Here is a 20405-nt window from a genome sequence, read left to right as displayed (position 1 = left end):
ATTTACATCATAGATACAAGAACATGGAAGGTGAAACCATGATTTATTTTGATAATAGTGCAACAACAAAACCATATCCAGAAGTGATTGAGTCATTCATAAAGGTGTCTACTGATTATTTCGGTAACCCATCTTCCCTTCATGGGCTTGGAGTGCAGGCGGAAAAATTATTGTCTGCAGCTAGAAAGCAGATGGCTGAATTGCTAAAGGTGAAAAGCTCGGAAATTTATTTCACGTCCGGTGGGACGGAATCGAATAACCTGGCGATCAAAGGGGTGGCACAGGCGTACGCTAACCGGGGAAAACATATCATCACGACGGCCATTGAACATCCATCCGTCGGTGATGCATGCCACTCTTTGGAGGAACAGGGATTTGAATTGACCTACTTGCCTGTCGATGAGCAAGGTCGAATTTCACTCTCCGACCTTGAACTCGCATTACGGGAAGATACGATTTTAGTATCGATCATGCATGTGAATAACGAAGTGGGCTCCATTCAGCCCATTGCGGAGATCGGTAGCTTGCTGAAACGTTACCCAAAAGCGCTTTTCCATGTTGACCATGTACAGGGAGCAGGTAAGGTTGATTTGCCAATAAGGGAAAATAATATAGACCTCTGTTCCATTTCTGGCCATAAAGTTCATGGGTTGAAGGGAACGGGCATCCTTTATATCCGCGATGGTGTCCGTATTCAATCCTTGTTCCATGGAGGCAATCAAGAGACGAAAATAAGAAGTGGCACAGAAAATGTGGCCGGCATTGTCGCTCTTTCCAAAGCTTTTCGCATTAGTATGAACAATCAACAGCTGTATCATGATAAGATGCAACAAATCCGGGATTATTTATACGAGGGCCTTATGAAAATGGATGGAGTCTTGGTAAACAGCCCATTAAATGGGGCTCTTCATATCCTGAATTTTTCCGTGCCCGGTCTTAAGTCGGAAGTATTGCTTCATGCTCTTGAAGCTGAGGGAATAGTTGTCTCGACTACAAGTGCCTGTTCTTCTAAAAAAAGGACGTCAAGCAAAACGGTGGAAGCGATGTTTCATGACTCCGTCCGTTCCGAGAGCGTGATTCGGATTAGCACCACTTATAGTAATCAATTGGAAGAAGCAGAGAAAGTCCTGGCAGCGATCCAGAAAATAGTCGCTAATTTAGAAAAAATAATGAGGGTTGCGAAATGAAATTTGATCATATAATTATCCGCTACGGCGAAATCTCCACGAAGAAAAGAAACCGCAAAGGCTTCGTGGACAAGATGAAGGCACATGTCCGCTGGAGTTTAAAGGATATCGAGGGCGTGCAGTTGACTTCGAATCGGGAACGGATGTATGTCCTGTTAAATGGGGTCGATCACAAGCCGGTCATAGAACGATTGAAAGGGATTTTTGGCATTCAGTCCTTGAGCCCCGCGGTTAAAATCGAACGGGACCTGGAAGTGATGAAAAATGCGGCTTTGTATTATTTGAACAACACACTTGGGGAAGTCGCTACATTTAAAATTACGACAAAACGGTCCGATAAGGATTTTCCATACAATACGGATGAAATAAATCGGGCGCTAGGCGGTCATTTGCTTCGTAATACCGAAGATTTAAAAGTGGATGTAAAAAACCCAGATTTGAATTTACTTGTGGAAGTGCGACGGGAAGCAGTGTATTTAACAGGTGAAATCATTCCAGGAGCCGGCGGTCTGCCATTTGGTTCAAGTGGTAAAGCAATGTTGATGCTCTCAGGTGGAATCGACAGTCCTGTTGCCGGATTCCTATCAATGAAACGCGGATTGGATGTGGAAGCGATCCACTTTTACAGTCCTCCTTTCACAAGTGAACGTTCCCGCCAAAAGGTGATAGACCTCGCAGGGAAGCTTGCTGAAATTAGTGGCAGCATGAAGGTCCATATCGTACCATTCACGGAAATCCAGTTACTGATCCAGAAACAGATTCCGGAGAACTACTCCATGACGACAACACGCCGCTTAATGATGCGTGTTGCTGACAAAATTCGTGAGAAAGAAGATGCAATGGCACTGATCACGGGTGAAAGCCTTGGACAGGTAGCAAGTCAGACGATGAGCAGTATGTATGCCATCAATGAAGTGACGAATACGCCCATTCTTCGTCCGTTAATCACAATGGATAAAACGGAAATCATCAAAATGGCTAGAGAGCTGGATACATTTGAAATTTCGAACCTTCCATTCGAGGATTGCTGTACGGTCTTCACACCGGCAAGTCCGAAGACAAAGCCGAAACGCGAAAAAGTCAATTATTATGAAAGCTTCGTGGACTTCGAAACATTGATTGAAAAAGCGGTGTCCGACACAGAGATTGTGACGGTCCAACCTGGACAGGTTTTCGACGATAATGAAGCGCTGGAAGACCTTTTCTAAAACCCTACAATTACCAATAAATAAGTAGGAATGAAGCCATGTGTTTTAACACACTCTATAATCACAAGGAGGTGAAAAACACATGGCAAACAACAACAGCTCAAACGACTTATTGGTACCTGGAGTAGAACAAGCTCTAGAACAAATGAAATACGAAATCGCTTCAGAATTCGGTGTGCAACTTGGTGCAGATACAACTTCTCGCGCTAACGGATCAGTGGGTGGAGAAATTACAAAGCGTCTAGTTCAAATGGCTGAACAACAATTAGGCGGCGGATTCAGACGATAAGATAATTGAATAAATATGGCTGCAGAGAGCGGGGATTCCCCCGCTCTCTTTATTTTATTTCAGAAAAAAACATCGTTAAGATATTAAAATGGGGAAGTATCTTGTATAATGAGTAGGTACTAAGAGTTCATGAATGGAGGAGAAGAGAATGAAGCGTGAAGAATTATTGGCTCCGGAACATTACAACTTAGTGAGTGAAATGGAACGTTTTGCATCAAATCCGGAAAAAGTGGCAGTACTTTGGGAAAACGAAACCGGGCACAGAAAACAACTTACATATGAGAACTTATTAAAAAGCGCAAATAAATTCGGTAATGTCTTTATAAAAATGGGACTGGAAAAAGGGGATACGGTTCTGATCATCATCCCTCGTTTAGTTGAAGCGTATCAAGTATATTTAGCCGCCCTTAAAATCGGGGTCGTTGTCATTCCTTGCTCCGAGATGCTCCGTGCAAAAGATTTAAAATATCGGATCAATCACGGTGATGTAAAGGGGATTGTCAGTTATCATGAATACACCCATGAATTCAATGAAATTAAAGAAACAGAAAATCTCTTGAAATTCTCGATAGGACAACAAGTGGACGGGTGGCATGATTTGAATGGATTAGCTGAAGATGAGTCCGAACAGCTTGCTTTAGCTGATACGAAAAGTGAGGATATGGCCTTCTTATCCTATACTTCAGGTACGACAGGAAATCCTAAGGGAGTTGTACATACACATGGTTGGGCTTATGCCCATTTAAAGACATCGGCGGCAAACTGGTTGGGAATTAGCGAGGGAGATGTCGTCTGGGCAACCGCTGGACCCGGGTGGCAGAAGTGGATTTGGAGTCCGTTCCTGGCAGTCCTTGGGACCGGTGCGACTGGGCTTGCATATCATGGGAGATTTGAACCGAAGAAGTATTTGCAGTTGCTGCAGGATTACAAAGTGAATGCCCTTTGTTGTACGCCTACAGAATACCGTCTGATGGCGAAAGTGGATAATCTCGATGATTATGACTTATCTGCTCTCCATAGCGCTGTATCGGCCGGGGAACCGTTAAATCAAAAGGTGTTTGAAGTGTTTAAGAATCATTTTAACATCGAAGTGCGTGACGGATATGGCCAAACGGAAAATACGCTTTTGGTCGGTGTGATAAAAGGCATGGAAATTAAACTGGGCTCTATGGGCAAACCGACTCCAGGAAATCATGTGGAGATCATCGATGATGCCGGAAAGCCATGTCTTCCTGGCGTGGTAGGGGATATCGCGGTGCATGTGGATACGCCTGCCCTCTTCAAAGAGTATTTTAAGGATCCTGAACGCACGGCGAGACAATTTCGCGGTGACTATTATGTAACAGGGGACCAGGCTAAGAAAGATGAAGAAGGTTATTTCTGGTTTGAAGGCCGTTCCGATGATATCATCATCAGTTCCGGGTATACAATCGGGCCCTTTGAAGTCGAAGATGCGCTCATTAAGCATCCCTTCGTGAAAGAATGTGCAGTCGTAGCAAGTCCGGATGAAGTGCGGGGGAGTGTTGTTAAAGCATACATTGTCTTGATTGATAGTGTAGACCCTCATCGTCCAGATTTAATAAAGACGCTTCAGCAACATGTGAAAGACATGACGGCTCCTTATAAATACCCTAGAAAAATAGAATTTTTAAAGGAACTTCCTAAAACGACGTCCGGTAAGATCAAGCGGGTCGACTTACGTAAAATGGAAGAAAGACTCCTGGAAAAGTAGGAGGAAACTCGGACGTCAGCCATTGTGCTGGCGTTTTTTTAGTGAAGCAAAAATGTGGGATTAAATCAAATGAGGTGATACACTTACTGCATATTATGGGAAACTTACGTGCTAAAGAAGATCGGCAAGTTAGGGAGAGGCAGGCTTCTTATGGAAAAATGATGTCTGCAATATTTCCGGGGAAATCGACCTGAAAGGACAATGTTTGCTTTCTAAGTAGGTGGTCCTTGTCGTTTAAGGAAGACAATCGAATCGGAAGGGGAAAAGGGTAAGGGGTAAGTCATCAAAGAAATGAAGGTACAGAAAAAATCGTTCCATTAGAGCAAATTTGAGCGTGACTATGGAATGATGCAAAGGGAAAGAAGGAAAGGTTATGAAAGTAAACGAACAAAAAGAAGGGGCGATTTATGCAGCCGTTTCTTATATGATGTGGGGCATTGTCCCGATATATTGGAAATTTCTTCAGGGCGTTGGGGCAGCGGAAATTTTAGCTCAGCGGGTATTATGGTCCTTCGTCTTCATGGTGGTTTTATTGGCATTCATGAAAAAATGGCGGGCTTTTGTCGATTATGTTAAAGAAATCCTAGGCAACCCCAAATTATTTGCCGCATTATTGACGGCCTCACTATTGGTCTCAGCTAACTGGGGAGTGTTCATATGGGCTGTTAACTCAGAACGAATCCTCGACACGAGCCTTGGTTATTATATCAATCCGCTTGTCAGCGTTTTGTTGGGAGTCATCGTCTTGAAAGAAAAACTAAGCCGATCGCAGGTCGTTTCATTCATCCTCGCTGGAATTGGTGTCTTGATCCTTGGTATCCACTTTGGAACGATTCCATGGGTATCGCTCATCCTGGCCATCACGTTTGGACTCTATGGCTTGGCGAAAAAGATGATCAAGGCCGAATCAGCCGTGGGACTGACGCTTGAAACGATGATGGTGACGCCACTTGCGTTGGGTTACTGGATATATTTGATGCTCCATTCGGATTCGCAATTTTTCGCATCCAGCGGAACGAGCCTGATGTTGATGGGTGGGGGAATCGTAACGGCACTACCCTTACTGTACTTTGCGAAAGGTGCAGAAAAGGTGCCTTTGTCCATGCTTGGCATCCTGCAGTACATTGCCCCAACCTTGACTTTGCTCCTGGGGGTGTTCGTATATCATGAAAGCTTTACAAAAGCACACTTCTTGGCCTTTATCTTCATCTGGTCCGCATTGGTCGTTTATACACTTTCCATTACGAAATGGGGAAAAATGGGTGCTGATAGATTTAAAGGAAAAAGAAATATAGGTGCCTAAAAAAGCGCTTGGAGGGATGATTCCCTCCAGGCGCTTTTTAGGTTAAATAGGTGTTGGAACCTATCTCGCCAACGATCATATTATCGAGTGAATCCGTATCGTCACGTTCACTTTTTATGGAGTAGGGCCGATAAGCGGAACTGTCGATTTGGATAATATGTGTTGTCAGGTAGGCGGAGATCATGGATCCCCAAATTCTGTTACTATTCAATTCGGTAATGATTTCTTGTTGATCGGTGACTCCGATACCATGCGCAAAGAAGAGGTTCTGGCCTAACATGATTGCATTTTCCCCTTGCCATTCCGGGGTGTTCGGAGCAAAGTCCGGATTTTTGAAGTATAAGCAGTCACCAGGTAAATAATCCATCCCCTCATGGACAAGGATGGAAAGATGTTGATGATAGTGCCAGTTGTAAAGAAACAGATCAGGAAAAATACGATCGAAATTCTTAGGTCCGATTGAATCCAGTATCGCTTTATAAAATACGACCAATATGGCTGTTCCGCATTCGAAAGAGTATAGTCTGCCGTTTATGAATATGTCATTCAATGCCATGTGTGGAGGGATATTCGGCCAGAGTTCAAAAGCCCGGTCTTTCGTGAGTTGCCAAACTTGTGGATTGCATAGGGAATCTTCGAGGATCGTAAATTCGGCCCCACTTTCCTCTAACAATACGGAAGCCTGAATGGCCTTAAGACGTATTTTTAAGTCGAAACGAAAATCTTCCAATGTGTCAAACTCAAAAACGGTAGGATATATGGCCATCAGCTGAATAATGGTTGATAGGTTCTTGTTTGTTATACCGGCTAGCAGCTGGCTAGCGTCGATCGGTTTGTGATTGATTTTTATCATGATGATATCCGCCTTTTGGTGAAGTTAATGTAAGGGGTGTTTGCATATACATGATAATTATATGAGTACTTGCATGAAAGTGTTAGACGACTAGACTCTTTTCCGGACTTTATCCTTAACAGGAGCGCAATCATAAAAAAGGCTTGGAAGAAACATCCTCCAAGCCTGTAAATCTAGGCGTTTTATAAAAAGGTGCGTTTTACTTTTTCCCAATAGGAATTATCCTTTAATTTGACCGTTTTCATGACTTTCCTGCTTAAGCGGATCTTGATTTTCTCTATATTGCGAATACTCAGGGCCTCGTTGTCCAAGCCAATGATCGGGTAGCTTGGCCCGTTTTGCCCAAGGTGGACGGTCAGCGTTCGGTCGCCGCTCAGGATGAAGGACGAGCCTAAGGTCCGGTAGGTATTATTGTTGATCGAAGCGAGTTCACTGACCTGGAAGCATGGTAGAAGCGGATCGACTACTGCTCCATTCACGGACTTATTATAGGCGGTGCTGCCCGTCGGGGTCGCGATGATGATTCCATCTCCGCGCAGTGTTTCAAAATGGATGTGATCAATGAAAATGTCCATGATAAAGGTTTTGATGACGGAGGTGCGGATGCTGAGCTCGTTCAAGGCATAGAAAAAGGGTTGGTCATCGAGCTGGATATCGATAACAGGATATTTACGGACCTCGATTTGTTCGTTCGTCATGGCAACGATCATTCTGTTTACGTCTTCCATGTAAAAATCACAATACATGTTCAAGTTGCCTGTGGTAGAAACGCCTGCATATAAACAGTCATCCCGAAACCCGGTTTTCCGGACGGCTTGTAGAAAGGTGCCGTCATCACCGATGCTAACGATGATGTTGGCCTTTCTATAATCCTTGACGACTTCAAATGAATATTGTTGCGCCAACTCCGTCAATCTCTTGACGTTCTTTATCATCTGCTCGTTCTGTACATGGAAAAAATAAATATTCCGGCGATTGGTCATCATGATTCCCCCATTAAATATGTATAGTCACGTTAGGGCCTACTCAATAAAATCAAGGAAAAAGTTGATAGAACAAGATGCCTTGCCATTTCCAATTTGAGGATTATTTGCTACAATTTTAAGATGGTCTCATTTTATCATGGATTGAAACTTTTTTGTTTACAGTTCGTAAGATAAGAGTGATAGAAATTTAAGGGGGAACACATATGAATGGGAAGCGTTGGGCTGCTCTGGGTATTGCAGCCGTTTTATTTTTTGTTTCTATTGGCGTAGGTCTAGCCACCACTTTATTTGCAACCGATACAGAAAGTGTTTTCGAAGATTTTTTTGCGTCCGATAGCGGATTTTACGAAGAAGTCATAGAAGGCGAAGATCCAACCAATGTCATCGCGGTATTGGATGTAGAAGGAACGATTCAGGATACAGGGGAAGCTTCCCTGTTAAGTTCGGAAACCTACAATCACCGGGATTTCATGGACAAGCTGCAAATGGCGGAAGAGAATGACAATATCAAAGGAATTATCCTTCGAGTGAATTCACCAGGCGGCGGGGTTGTGGAAAGCGCTGAAATCTACGACAAAATCCTTGATATTAAAAAGGTGAAAAAGCCCGTATATGTGTCCATGGGTTCCATGGCGGCATCCGGTGGGTATTATATTTCTGCACCAGCCGATAAAATCTTTGCCAGCCCCGAAACCATGACAGGTTCACTTGGTGTCATCATGCAGGGGTACAATTACGAGAAATTAGCCGAGAAATATGGTGTCGAATTTGAAACGATCAAAAGCGGTACATACAAAGACATTATGAGTCCGACGAGGGAAATGACCGATGATGAACGGAAAATCCTCCAAAATATGATCGATAATTCTTATGATCAATTCGTCAAGATCATTGCCAATGGACGTGGCATGTCCGAAAAAGAAGTAAGGAAGATTGCGGATGGGCGGATCTATGATGGACGTCAGGCGAAAGAAGTTCATTTAATTGATGACTTCGGCCATTTGGATGATGTGATTGCTGCCATGAAAAACGATATCGATAAAAAAAATGCGCAAGTCATTCGTTATACAGGTGAAGCCGGATTCGGTTCATTGTTCAGTATGGGAGCGCAAAAAATATTGGGAAATGATGTGGAAACGGCCGTGTTGACAAAAATCCTTTCCTCTTCAAATTCCCCACGCTTGATGTATTTGTATGCGGAATAGGGGGGCTGAAGAATGACGGAACAAAATGATAGCAATGAAAGAATCGTACCATCCAATCTAGCATCGGAGCAGGGACCCATACAGCCAGAGCTTTTGCCAGTCCAACCTCTAGAGGATGATGGCGATGTGAAAGTCGTGTATTTTGCTGGTTTTTGGATGAGATTTTGGGCCTATTTAGCGGACTTGTTTGTGATTGGCAGTTTGAATCGCATCTTGATTCACCCCATCTTTAAATTTTATAATGAGTCAGATAACCTTTGGTTTTCTGCTGAGGCCTTATTGACGGCCATTGTCTTTTTCCTTTATTTCATCCTGATGACCAAATTCTTCAATCAGACATTAGGCAAGATGATTTTTGGTTTGAAGGTAGTGGCCTTGAAGGAAGAGACGATTACCTGGGGTACGGTATTATTCAGGGAATTGTTTGGACGTTATATTTCCAAAGTTACCTGGGTCGGCTACCTTTTGGCAGGCCTATTACCCAAGAAACAGGCTTTGCATGATATCTTTGCGGACACGAGCGTCGTTTTAATTAGAAGATGATGCCCTTTTTAATAAATAAACCTGTCGGACTGCCATTTTAGGTCCAATAGGTTTATTTTTTTTTGACGAGGCCGATAATGAATGGCTGAAAGGGTGTGGATGTGTGAAATGGATTGTAATGATATTGGCTATCCTCATAGCAGTGTTGCTTCTTCTCATTTTCACTAAAGTCAGGGTGCATTTTACCTATAAGCGTATTCAAAAAGATGATCTTATCCATATGAAAATGACGGCCTGGCATGGCCTTTTGCATTACACATTGAAGGTGCCGGTCATAAAAAAGGACGATGAATCGTCGGCTCTCATCGTGGAGAAAGAAACGGACATGACGAATGATACGGAAAAGAAGTCGACGGCCAAGCTTACACCGGAAGCGTTCATGAATGGTTTAAGCGATATGCGGGCCTTGATCCACCATATAGTTGATTTGCATCGGATCCTCCGGAACTTCCTCGGGAAAGTCCAAGTGAAAGAGTTTGCATGGCATAGTGTGATAGGGACGAAACATGCTGCCCAAACAGGGATATTAACAGGTAACTGTTGGGCCCTTAAAGGATCGATCATTGGTTTATTGACCACCTACCTGAATTTTCGGGTCATGCCTACCTATACGATTACACCGGATTTTTATCAAAAACAGGCCAATACGTCAATTGCTTGCATAGTAGAATTCAGAGTCGGGCAAGCTATACTGACTGGGATAAAACTGCTTCGCTACTGGAAAGGCGGTAAAGTGAAATTCAAGTCTAAGAAATTAGCGAAGCTAACTGGAGATTCCAATAATCAATCGATGTAGAGTGGAGGAATTTAGATGTCTGATCACCCAATACAAGGTTTAATGAAAGAAGCCATGGAGAACTTGAAAGAGATGGTCGATGTTAACACGATCATCGGGGACCCGGTGGAAACCCCCGATGGAAGTGTCATTTTAACGGTTTCCAAAGTGGGCTTCGGATTTGCCGCTGGAGGCAGTGAATTTGTGATCGATGGTAACCATCAAGGTCAACAAGGCGATTCAAAGCAACCATTTGGTGGGGGTAGTGGTGGTGGAGTATCCATTACGCCTATAGCTTTTCTTATTGTTGGTACACATGGCGTGAAGATGATTCATTTAGATGAAGGTACGCATCTTCTTGAAAAAATGATGGATTTAGCACCGCAGGTCGTTGATAAAATCCAATCGATGCTAGCTAAAAAAGATAATAATCAATCAAGGCAAGATAGCGCTCAAAGGAATTCAATGAACATGAACAATCAACAACCTAAACAGGATCTGGATTTCTAATGCGACTCGGCGTCCGCCGAGTTTTTCTATTTGATGTATAAATTCCAAAATCCAATTAATTGCAAAATTACGATAAAACAAATATCATAAAGCTTGTACATACGCATATAAAGGAGGAATTATTAATGGCTTCAGTTACTTTTAAAAACAACCCGGTCACTTTGGTGGGACCAGAACTTAAAGTTGGGGATAAAGCACCTGATTTTACAGTATTGGCTAATGATTTAACACCGGTTACATTAAACGATTCTAAAGGCACAGTCCGCATTATCAGTGTCGTTCCGTCGGTTGATACAGGCGTTTGTGACGCACAGACACGCAAATTCAATGAAGAGGCTGCCAAATTGGATAATGTGAAAGTATTGACGATCAGCAATGACCTTCCATTCGCACAAAAACGCTGGTGTGCTGCAAGCGGACTAGACAATGTCCAAGTCCTTTCCGATCACCGCGACCTTTCTTTTGGGGAAGCTTACGGCGTTGTGATGAAGGAACTTCGTTTACTGGCACGTTCCGTATTCGTCGTGAACAGTAACGATGAAATCACTTATGTTGAATATGTAAGTGAAGGTACGACTCATCCAAACTATGAAGGTGCCATTGAGGCAGCTAAAGCAGCAAAATAAGGACTGAGCTCACTGAACCAGGCGCTGATGTGCCTGGTTTTTCTATTGGGTCGAACATCCTAAAAACAGGAAGATTGCCTTATGATGAATAAAGATAGAAACCCTCAAAACCAGACCTTTTCCTCATTCCCCAAAGAAACGCCTTCCTGTGAGTTCACTGACGGACATTGCTTCAACCCAATGATAGGATAGCATGTACCGAATGGCTCCAATAAGGAAACATTCTGTCAAATAACTGATGAATGATAAACGGGGCTTACGACTTGTAAGTCTTACTCCTTACCTTTAAAATAAGGACAGAAGCAAACAGGAGGAATAAATAAGTGAAGTCTACCCCAGTTGAAGAACTATTTTATGAATTTGATGAAACAACCAAAATATTGCAAGATGAACTGTCGTGCACGTATCTCGATGCTTTGGGCGAGACCGGAGAGAATTTTTTCCAAGGGAAAGTGATGCAGGAAGAAATCAGTGAAGAATCAAAGAAAAGTTTGATGAAGCATTATGCTGAATTTTCATTGGAAAAGTATGAAAAGGAAGCCATCCGTAAAGCATACCAGCTGGCCATCCTTAAAGGCATGCAACAAAGCGTACAACCTAACCATCACATGACACCGGATGCCGTCGGGATTTTTGTCAGTTACTTAGTCGGCAAATTCACGAAGGATCAAAAAGAGATCGTCATGCTCGATCCAGCTGTTGGGACAGGAAACCTACTCTTTGCGATCATGAACCAGTTGACCGATAAAAACATGGCGTCATTTGGTGTGGAAATCGACGAAACCTTGATCAGGCTTGCATATGCCGGGGCTAATCTTCAAGAGCATCCCTTATCATTTTTCAATCAGGACAGCCTAGAGCCGCTTTTCATTGACCCAGCGGATGTGGTAGTCAGTGACTTGCCGATTGGGTATTACCCGAATGATGTCCGTGCAGCGGAATACGAACTGAAGGCAGAAAACGGGCATTCCTATGCACATCATCTATTCATAGAGCAAAGTGTCAAACATGTGAAAGATGGAGGATATCTATTCTTCATTGTCCCGAATAATTTATTTGTCTCGGAAGAAGCACCTAAACTCAATGACTATTTGAAAAAAAATACTCACATACAAGGAATGGTGCAGCTTCCGCTTACCATGTTTAAAAACGAAGCGGCTGCCAAGAGCATTTTAATCCTTCAAAAGAAAAAGGATGGCGTCGAGGCTCCTAAGAAAGCCTTGTTGGTACAACTTCCGAAGCTATCTGACTTCGATGCGACTAGGTCGGTCATGAACCAGATGGACGATTGGTTTAAGGAAGAAAAATAAAAACAAAAGCTGATGCCAAAAGGCATCGGCTTTTGTTTTTAGAAGATAAAGAGTTTTTTAAATTATTAAATTTTTTATTGGTGGAATCCATTTGCCATGATAAGATATATACATTATATACTGCACGTTTGTAGACTAGCTTAGAGTAAAGGAGCAGGATGGATGTCTAAAATTATGGCTATAAACGCAGGCAGCTCTTCTTTGAAGTTTCAGCTTTTTGAGATGCCTAGTGAACATGTTATTACGAAAGGTCTTGTGGAAAGGATCGGTTTGAAAAACTCCACATTCACCTTGAGTGTTGAAGGCGAGAAGATTTCTGAAACGTTACACATCCCAAATCATGAAGTGGCTGTCGGGCTTTTACTAGAAAAACTGATTCACCACCAAATCATACACTCTTTCGAAGAAATAGATGGCATGGGCCATCGAGTTGTGCATGGTGGTGAAGTGTTTAGCGACTCCGTCTTAATCACAGAGGAAGTTATAGAAGAAATCGAGAAGCTTTCGGATTTAGCTCCCCTTCATAATCCTGCCAATATAACGGGCATCAAGGCGTTTAAGCAAATATTGGGTGAAGTGCCGGCGGTTGCTGTCTTTGATACGGCCTTCCATCAAACCATGGAACCCAGTTCGTATATGTATAGCTTGCCATTTGAGTACTATGAGAAATACGGTATCAGGAAATATGGATTCCATGGTACATCACATAAATATGTTTCCCAACGTGCAGCGGAAATGATAGGAAGACCGATAGAACAGTTACGGTTGATATCCTGTCATTTGGGAAATGGCGCTAGCATCACGGCCATCGAGGGAGGAAAGTCGATTGACACGTCGATGGGATTCACTCCATTGGCCGGCGTGACGATGGGTACACGTTCAGGGAATATCGATCCAGCTTTGATTCCTTACATCATGGAGAAAACGGGGACAACGGCAGATGAAGTACTGGATGTCTTGAATAAGAAAAGTGGGATCCTTGCACTGTCTGGCTTCTCCAGCGACTTACGCGATATCCAATTGGAAGCCGATAAAGGAAATGAGCGGGCTGAGCTTGCGCTAGAGGTATTTGCTGGCCGCATTCATAAATACATAGGTTCTTATACAGCAAAAATGGGCGGCGTGGATGGAATCATCTTTACGGCCGGCATTGGTGAAAATAGCCAGGACATCCGGGGGAGGATCTTGGATGGACTTGAATTCATGGGAGTTTATTGGGATGAAGACCTGAATCGTACCTCTGGTGAGGAAGCCTTCATCAATTCCCCATTTTCCCCGGTGAAAATCATGGTCATTCCTACGAATGAAGAAGTCATGATTGTCAGAGATACGATGAATATCACAATGAATGAAAGTTTAGAAGATATGCTTTCCTAGAAGAAAAAAGCCTCCATGCCCATCAAGGGAATGGAGGTTTTTTTACGTGCGGATTTGCCCGGAGTTCTGTTTAGATGTTGATTTTCGGTTAGGTTGTAAGCTGCTTCATATTCTTGAAAAGCTGTGCCGTATGGTATACTTAAAGGGAGAATCCACCAATTCTTTATAAAGGAGGCTTGTTGCATGGAATTCACAAATCGGGACATGAAAACTTGGAATGAAATTAGTGAATGGCAAGATAAACTGAACCAATATAATCCGACAGACCTGGCATCATTATATGATAAATGGCTAGAGCAAAGTTTTTCACGGTTGCCTGAAGATGTTCAACAACAATTTTTTGAAAAGCTTGATACTTGGTTATTTCACTTGCATGCGATGGTACAGAGCTCATCCATTCAAATAGACGCAAGAGACCGCATTTTGGCCTCGGCACGCGTATTCAATGATGAGATTGAGGAGATCAAGGATGTACACCTTTTAACAATCGACCAGTTGAACTACATAGCGAACCAGCATATTGCGAAGCATCGTTTATATTCTTTTGTGCAGGGAGGAATAAGCGGTCGTGGAGGGTTGCTCCTACTGGGAAGTGATATCCCGGCCATGACAGTCATTAATGTTCGAACCGTACAGCTGATAGCGATGTCTTATGGTTTTGAAGGGAATACACCCTTTGAAATGATGATGGCCTTAAAGGTATTCAATGCAGGGGCGATGCCTAAGCGGCTCCAAGGAGTGGCTTGGGAAGAATTGGTCCGGGAAATTCAGACTGCGGAAGATGAATATTGGTATATGGGAATAGAGGAGCTGACGAATCCAAAGTGGATGGAACAGCCATTAAAGCAATTATTAAAAGCTGTATCCATCACGGTTTTCAGGAAAAAACTATTGGGCGGCGTTCCGCTTATCAGTATGGCCATTGGCGCCGGGGCTAATTACCAAATGACGAAAGATGTCAGTGAATTCGCCCAGAAATTCTATCAGTATCGTTATTTACAGGGAAAGAAGGCCGATGAAGAATGAGTGTCAAGGAACATAAAAAGGCCACTACGGAGCCGATTCGATGCAAGGTGATCACGGTCAGTGATACGCGAAACGAAGAAACGGATAAAAGCGGATCCTTGATGATGGACCTCCTAAAATCACAGGGCCATGTAGTGACAGAATATGAAATCGTGAAGGACGAACGGGGTGCAATCCAAGAGGCGATTACGGCCGGCGGAAAAAGCAATCAAGTCGATGCCATCCTAACCAATGGCGGTACAGGCATCGCAAACAGGGATGTCACGATTGAAGCGGTAAAAGAATTGATGACTAAAGAGATACCCGGTTTTGGTGAGCTTTTCCGTATGTTGAGCTATCAAGAAGATATCGGATCGGCAGCCATCCTATCAAGGGCGATTGCTGGAGTGGCATTTAATAAAGCGATCTTTTCGACTCCTGGTTCATCTGGGGCGGTTCGCCTTGCGATGAATAAACTAATACTTCCGGAATTGGGCCATGTTGTCGGGGAAATTCGGAAGGATACATAAGGAAACGGACAAAAAAAGCCCCGGTTTTAAAAACTGGGGCTTTTTTTGCATGGAAATGGGCTTAATTATGCATCTTTTCACTTATCCCATGATCGGTCCGATACCAAAGCCAAAGATCGTTTATCACGGAAGCCAATTCGGAGATTTCCGTGTTGAGTTGGCACGACAGGGAAAAATTACTTTCGTCGGAGAGCTGAGCTTGTTTCCGATTGATAATGGCTTCCAGTTCCTGTATACGGTCCGGGATGTGGCCCCGGATGCTTTCCCAGTGTGCGAGTATGCGGTGCTGCTTTCCTTTAGAGTATTCATCCCATTCCATGGGGAGGTCGGGGATAGAGATTCCAAGCCGTTCATCATACGTAAAAAGTTCTTTCATAATGCCTCCTGTAATCACAGTTTTCATACTCTTAGATTACTATATTTTAACCGATGTATCCATTGTGTAAATTATTTGGAATATCGAAAAAATTTTACTGAAATCAGTAAAATACCCCTTGTATTCCTTGTATAAAAATGATAAAGTACTAAACATAGATTGAATAAAAATAACAACGAATGAATTTTTATTCACACGAAAGGGACGATAAAACATGGGAAATCAAAAAGTAGTTTTAGCTTATTCTGGAGGATTAGATACCTCTGTTGCAATTAAATGGTTACAAGATCAAGGATACGACGTTGTGGCATGCTGTTTGGATGTCGGTGAAGGAAAAGATTTAGACTTCATTAAAGAAAAAGCAATCACTGTCGGAGCGGTTAGTTCATATGTGATTGATGCCAAAGACGAATTCGCCGATGAATTCGCATTGACGGCTCTTCAAGCCCATACATTATATGAAGGAAAATATCCTTTAGTATCAGCTCTATCGCGTCCACTTATCGCGAAGAAGCTAGTGGAAGTGGCTGAAGAAGAAAATGCAGTAGCCGTTGCGCACGGTTGTACGGGAAAAGGAAATGACCAAGTGCGTTTCGAAGTATCCATTTCAGCATTAAACCCTAACTTGAAAGTTCTTGCCCCAGTTCGTGACTGGAGATGGTCTCGTGAAGAGGAAATCGAATATGCCGCGAAGAATGGAATTCCTGTTCCAATCGGTTTGGCTAGCCCTTACTCAATCGACCAAAACCTATGGGGAAGAAGTAACGAATGTGGAATCCTTGAAGATCCATGGGCTGCTCCTCCGGAAGAGGCATATGACCTGACAACAAGCCTTGAAAACACACCGGATACTGCCGATATCATTGAAATCGGATTTGAACAAGGTGTACCGGTTACACTGAATGACAAAAACTACAAATTGGCTGATTTAATTGTCGAATTGAATCAAATTGCCGGAAAACACGGTGTCGGACGTATCGACCACGTAGAAAATAGATTAGTAGGAATCAAGTCTCGTGAAGTATACGAAGCTCCAGGTGCCATGACATTGATCGCTGCACATAAAGAGCTTGAAGATATTACATTGGTAAAAGAACTTGCCCACTTCAAACCAGTGATCGAGAAGAAAATGACGGAATTGATCTATGAAGGACTTTGGTTCTCTCCACTTCAAAAAGCGTTGGCTGCATTCTTGAAAGAGACACAAGTGAACGTTACGGGTACTGTCCGTGTAAAACTTTTCAAAGGCCATGCCATTGTTGAAGGAAGAAAATCAGAGTACTCCCTATACAATGAAAAACTAGCAACCTATACAAAAGCGGACGAATTCGATCATGAGGCAGCAGTTGGTTTCATTAAATTATGGGGACTTCCAACGAAAGTGAACAGCATGGTCAACAACAAGAAGGTGACAGTGTGAGCAGCAAGCTTTGGGGAGGAAGATTCACGAAATCTGCCGAAGAATGGGTAGATGAGTTCGGGGCTTCCATATCCTTTGATCAGGAACTTGTCCTTGAAGATATTCAAGGCAGCTTGGCACATGTCACCATGCTGAAGACATGCCAGATCCTGCCTGAAGAGGATGCTGATCAAATCATTGTAGGACTAAAAGGTTTACAGGAAAAAGCGGAAAAAGGCGAATTGACTTTCAAGGTGGAGATGGAAGATATCCATCTTAACCTTGAAAGCATGCTTATTGAAGCGATTGGCCCGGTCGGAGGTAAATTGCATACTGGCAGAAGCCGTAACGACCAAGTGGCAACAGACCTTCATCTTTACATGCGCAACCAGACGAAAGTGATTCTGGAACTCATTAATGGCCTCCAAGGAGCAATTTTGGAACAGGCTAAAAAGAATGTGGAAACACTCATTCCGGGGTATACGCATTTACAGCGTGCCCAGCCAATTTCATTCGCTCACCATTTAATGGCTTATTTCTGGATGCTGGAGCGCGATAAACAACGTTTCACGGAAAGCTTCAAGAGAATCAACATTTCTCCATTGGGTGCAGGAGCGCTTGCAGGGACGACTTTTCCGATTGACCGTGCGTTAAGTGCAGAGCTACTAGGCTTTGATGGCATATATGAAAATAGTCTTGATGCAGTAAGTGACCGTGATTTTGCCCTGGAATTCATGAGTAACAGTGCAACGATGATGATGCATTTATCCCGTTTCAGCGAAGAAATCATTCTTTGGTCAAGCCAGGAATTCCAATTCGTTGAACTGGATGATGCTTTCTCAACGGGAAGCAGCATCATGCCACAAAAGAAAAACCCTGATATGGCGGAGCTGATCCGCGGTAAAACAGGACGGGTTTACGGGAATCTAACAGGGTTACTGACTGTATTAAAAGGACTGCCACTTGCTTATAACAAAGATATGCAAGAAGATAAAGAAGGCGTTTTTGATACGGTTAAAACGATCGCTGGTTCACTTAAAATCTTCGCAGGCATGATTTCAACGATGAAAGTGAAAAAAGACGTGATGGAAAAAGCAACGAAAAATGACTTTTCCAATGCAACCGAATTGGCCGATTATCTGGCTTCGAAAGGCATGCCTTTCCGTAAAGCCCACGAAGTCGTCGGCAAACTTGTTTTATTCTGTGTGCAAAACGGCTGCTATTTAGTGGACCTAAGCATGGAACAATTCAAGGAAGCATCCGAGTTGTTCGAAGAGGATATTTACGACGCATTAAATCCATACGAAGCAGTTAAACGCCGCAATAGTGCAGGCGGTACTGGGTTTGCCCAAGTGCAGCTTGCGATTGAAAAAGCGGAGAAACTCATAAGTGAATAACAAATGAAAAGATCGTACACCGATTTGGTGTACGATCTTTTTTTTAAAAAATTTTAGTTTTTATCAGTACGAACAATGATGACATCACAATTTGAGTGACGGACGATACCTTCTGATACGCTTCCAATCAAGAAACGTTCAACGGCATTAAGTCCAGTCGCACCACAAACGATTAAATCAATCGTATGTTTTTTCGCTAAGTCTCTTGGTATTTTGACTTTAGGAGAACCATACTCCACTTCCGTAATTACGTTAGTGATGCCAGAGGCCACCGCTTCTGTTTTATACTTTTCCAATAAGTCATTGGCAAAGGTTTCAGAACGATCGCGGATAGTCATATCGTAAGCTTCGATAGTCGGGAAATTCCTGGTGTCGACGATATGAGCCAGAACTAGAGTCGCGTTACTTAGTTTTGCAAGGTATATCGCTTTTTTTAAGGCCCATTCTGCTTCTTCAGAACCGTCCACCGCTACAAGGATATTTTTATAATCTATCGTACCCATCATGAATCTCCTCCTTCTACTTCACTCCCATTATACTATAATTTTCCTTATTCAATTGTAACAAATTTACGAATTTTTGGTGAAGTCTATCTTAATATTTGGAGGCTTTTCGGATATTTCGTCAAGACTTCACAACCTGTTTCGGTTATGTACAGATCATCCTCTATCCTCACACCAGCCACATCGGGAACATAGATACCTGGTTCGATTGTATAAACCATTCCCTTTTGCAACTTAAGTGAATTCGTTTCCTTTAACGATGGATATTCATGGACGCTAATGCCAAGTCCGTGCCCAAGACGGTGTGGGAAATAGTCGCCGTAGCCTTTGTTCTGGATGATGCTTCTGGCAGTCCGGTCGATCTCGGAACAAGCAATGCCGGGTTTGCTTGCTGCAATGGCCGCTTCCTGCGCTTTTCGAACCGTTTCATAGATCTCCGCTTGCTTGTCATTGATGTCCCCGAATGCGACGGTCCTGGTGATGTCTGAGCAATATCCTTCGTATACGACACCTAGATCAAAAAGAACGAGGTCACCGCGCTGAACTTTCGATGCTCCTGGTGTTCCATGAGGCGAAGCTCCATTCTTTCCAGTCAGTACCATTGTAGAGAATGACATGTGGCTAACGCCGACCTTCTTCATTTCAAATTCAATCGCAGCCAGGATTTCCATTTCGGTTTTCCCTTCACGGATTTCGCTGACCCCGACCTCGATAGCCACATCGGCAAGTCGGCAGGCTTCACGAATCTTGATCATTTCATCTTCGGATTTGATCATTCGCATCTTTTGTAGCTTCTCCTCGGCTGAAACGAGTACCGGCGCATCAAAATGATGCTGTATGTTTTCATAGCGTTCCACATTCATATGTTGTTTTTCAATCGCGATTTTCTTCAAGGATAATCCACGTTGACTAACCGCTTTCTGGATTTTCAACCATGGATCTTCGATATCGGTGTAGCCAATGATCTCGCCTTGCCATCCAGCATTCTTGGCATCGGGCACTTCCATTTGCGGACAAACCAAAAATGGCTCCGCGTTCGGAAAAATGGCTAGTGCAAGCAGTCTTTCATTCGGATCACTAAAGAATCCACTGCAGTAAAAGACGTTTTCGGTAGAAGTTAGGATGGCTGCGTCCAACTCATTGGTTTGCAACCAGTTTTGTAGTTCTTTCAAATGTTTATTCATGACGATTCCTCCATAGATAGGATATAATTACCTTAGCAATAACTATTTGAATAGTAAATGGTAAAGCTTTTGAAAAAATTCAAAAAAGTGTGTATCGGAAAGGAGCA

Annotated in this window: 21 protein-coding genes; 16 read left to right on the top strand and 5 right to left on the bottom strand. The window is 43.1% G+C overall.

Annotated elements, in window-relative coordinates; translation table 11 throughout:
* Window positions 1-38: 38 nt before the first annotated feature.
* From AC503W_RS14865 to rarD, 5 genes are all read left to right on the top strand, one after another.
* Window positions 39-1187, top strand: a complete 1149-nt coding sequence (locus AC503W_RS14865; protein WP_402957742.1) for a cysteine desulfurase family protein — start codon at window positions 39-41, stop codon at window positions 1185-1187.
* Window positions 1184-2395, top strand: a complete 1212-nt coding sequence (gene thiI / locus AC503W_RS14860; RefSeq protein ID WP_402874942.1) for a tRNA uracil 4-sulfurtransferase ThiI — start codon at window positions 1184-1186, stop codon at window positions 2393-2395. Before AC503W_RS14865 ends, thiI begins: the two co-directional genes overlap by 4 nt.
* A gap of 82 nt (window positions 2396-2477) precedes the next feature.
* Entirely contained in the window at window positions 2478-2684 is a 207-nt protein-coding gene (locus AC503W_RS14855; protein WP_402874945.1) for an alpha/beta-type small acid-soluble spore protein, read from the top strand.
* Window positions 2685-2832: 148 nt separating this feature from the next.
* On the top strand, window positions 2833-4416 hold the full coding sequence (gene mbcS, locus AC503W_RS14850; protein WP_407408158.1) for an acyl-CoA synthetase MbcS: 1584 nt from the start codon (window positions 2833-2835) through the stop codon (window positions 4414-4416).
* Window positions 4417-4789: 373 nt separating this feature from the next.
* Entirely contained in the window at window positions 4790-5719 is a 930-nt protein-coding gene (rarD, locus tag AC503W_RS14845; RefSeq protein WP_427686791.1) for an EamA family transporter RarD, read from the top strand.
* Between the two features lie 37 nt (window positions 5720-5756).
* Here the strand turns inward: rarD and tgl are convergent, their stop codons facing one another.
* Both tgl and AC503W_RS14835 read right to left on the bottom strand, forming a co-directional pair.
* The gene (gene tgl / locus AC503W_RS14840) at window positions 5757-6572 is read right to left on the bottom strand and encodes a spore coat transglutaminase TGL (RefSeq protein ID WP_407408162.1); all 816 of its coding nucleotides are present in this window, start codon (window positions 6570-6572) and stop codon (window positions 5757-5759) included.
* 182 nt (window positions 6573-6754) lie between these two features.
* Window positions 6755-7558, bottom strand: a complete 804-nt coding sequence (locus AC503W_RS14835; protein ID WP_427686789.1) for an NAD kinase — start codon at window positions 7556-7558, stop codon at window positions 6755-6757.
* A 203-nt stretch (window positions 7559-7761) separates the two neighbouring features.
* Between AC503W_RS14835 and sppA the strand changes: the two genes are divergently transcribed.
* The 9 genes from sppA (at window position 7762) to AC503W_RS14790 (ending at window position 15439) form a co-directional block, all read left to right on the top strand.
* Complete coding sequence (sppA, locus tag AC503W_RS14830; protein ID WP_427686788.1) at window positions 7762-8763, top strand: signal peptide peptidase SppA; 1002 nt, start codon at window positions 7762-7764, stop codon at window positions 8761-8763.
* Between the two features lie 12 nt (window positions 8764-8775).
* Window positions 8776-9306, top strand: coding sequence for an RDD family protein (locus tag AC503W_RS14825; protein ID WP_403122164.1), 531 nt, complete (start codon window positions 8776-8778; stop codon window positions 9304-9306).
* A gap of 103 nt (window positions 9307-9409) precedes the next feature.
* Window positions 9410-10102, top strand: coding sequence for a DUF2953 domain-containing protein (locus AC503W_RS14820; RefSeq protein WP_427686786.1), 693 nt, complete (start codon window positions 9410-9412; stop codon window positions 10100-10102).
* Window positions 10103-10117: 15 nt separating this feature from the next.
* A complete protein-coding gene (gene ytfJ / locus AC503W_RS14815) occupies window positions 10118-10591 on the top strand; it encodes a GerW family sporulation protein (protein WP_427686784.1) in 474 nt (157 codons plus the stop codon).
* Window positions 10592-10716: 125 nt separating this feature from the next.
* Window positions 10717-11217, top strand: coding sequence for a thiol peroxidase (tpx, locus tag AC503W_RS14810; RefSeq protein ID WP_402957736.1), 501 nt, complete (start codon window positions 10717-10719; stop codon window positions 11215-11217).
* Window positions 11218-11540: 323 nt separating this feature from the next.
* A complete protein-coding gene (locus AC503W_RS14805; RefSeq protein WP_402874318.1) occupies window positions 11541-12527 on the top strand; it encodes a class I SAM-dependent methyltransferase in 987 nt (328 codons plus the stop codon).
* Between the two features lie 162 nt (window positions 12528-12689).
* Entirely contained in the window at window positions 12690-13904 is a 1215-nt protein-coding gene (locus tag AC503W_RS14800) for an acetate kinase (protein WP_402874320.1), read from the top strand.
* A gap of 183 nt (window positions 13905-14087) precedes the next feature.
* Entirely contained in the window at window positions 14088-14930 is an 843-nt protein-coding gene (locus AC503W_RS14795; RefSeq protein ID WP_402874322.1) for an EcsC family protein, read from the top strand.
* Window positions 14927-15439, top strand: a complete 513-nt coding sequence (locus tag AC503W_RS14790) for a MogA/MoaB family molybdenum cofactor biosynthesis protein (RefSeq protein ID WP_402874324.1) — start codon at window positions 14927-14929, stop codon at window positions 15437-15439. Before AC503W_RS14795 ends, AC503W_RS14790 begins: the two co-directional genes overlap by 4 nt.
* Before the next feature lie 61 nt (window positions 15440-15500).
* Here AC503W_RS14790 and AC503W_RS14785 read toward each other — a convergent pair whose 3' ends face one another.
* Window positions 15501-15815 (bottom strand): hypothetical protein, encoded by a 315-nt coding sequence (locus AC503W_RS14785; protein ID WP_427686811.1) that lies wholly within the window; start codon window positions 15813-15815, stop codon window positions 15501-15503.
* A gap of 214 nt (window positions 15816-16029) precedes the next feature.
* Here AC503W_RS14785 and AC503W_RS14780 point away from each other — a divergent pair, with 214 nt between their 5' ends.
* Both AC503W_RS14780 and argH read left to right on the top strand, forming a co-directional pair.
* Complete coding sequence (locus AC503W_RS14780; protein ID WP_427686782.1) at window positions 16030-17235, top strand: argininosuccinate synthase; 1206 nt, start codon at window positions 16030-16032, stop codon at window positions 17233-17235.
* Window positions 17232-18611: an argininosuccinate lyase gene (gene argH / locus AC503W_RS14775; RefSeq protein ID WP_427686780.1), complete on the top strand. Its 1380-nt coding sequence runs from the start codon at window positions 17232-17234 to the stop codon at window positions 18609-18611. The genes AC503W_RS14780 and argH overlap by 4 nt, the downstream gene beginning before the upstream one ends.
* Window positions 18612-18664: 53 nt before the next feature.
* Here the strand turns inward: argH and AC503W_RS14770 are convergent, their stop codons facing one another.
* Together AC503W_RS14770 and AC503W_RS14765 are read right to left on the bottom strand one after the other, a co-directional pair.
* Window positions 18665-19117, bottom strand: coding sequence for a universal stress protein (locus AC503W_RS14770; RefSeq protein WP_402986602.1), 453 nt, complete (start codon window positions 19115-19117; stop codon window positions 18665-18667).
* A gap of 83 nt (window positions 19118-19200) precedes the next feature.
* On the bottom strand, window positions 19201-20298 hold the full coding sequence (locus AC503W_RS14765; protein WP_427686778.1) for a M24 family metallopeptidase: 1098 nt from the start codon (window positions 20296-20298) through the stop codon (window positions 19201-19203).
* Window positions 20299-20405 lie beyond the last annotated feature (107 nt).

This window comes from Peribacillus suis, assembly GCF_059384845.1.
Note: the sequence above shows the minus strand (reverse complement) of the source record. Positions and strands in the feature narration are given on the sequence as shown.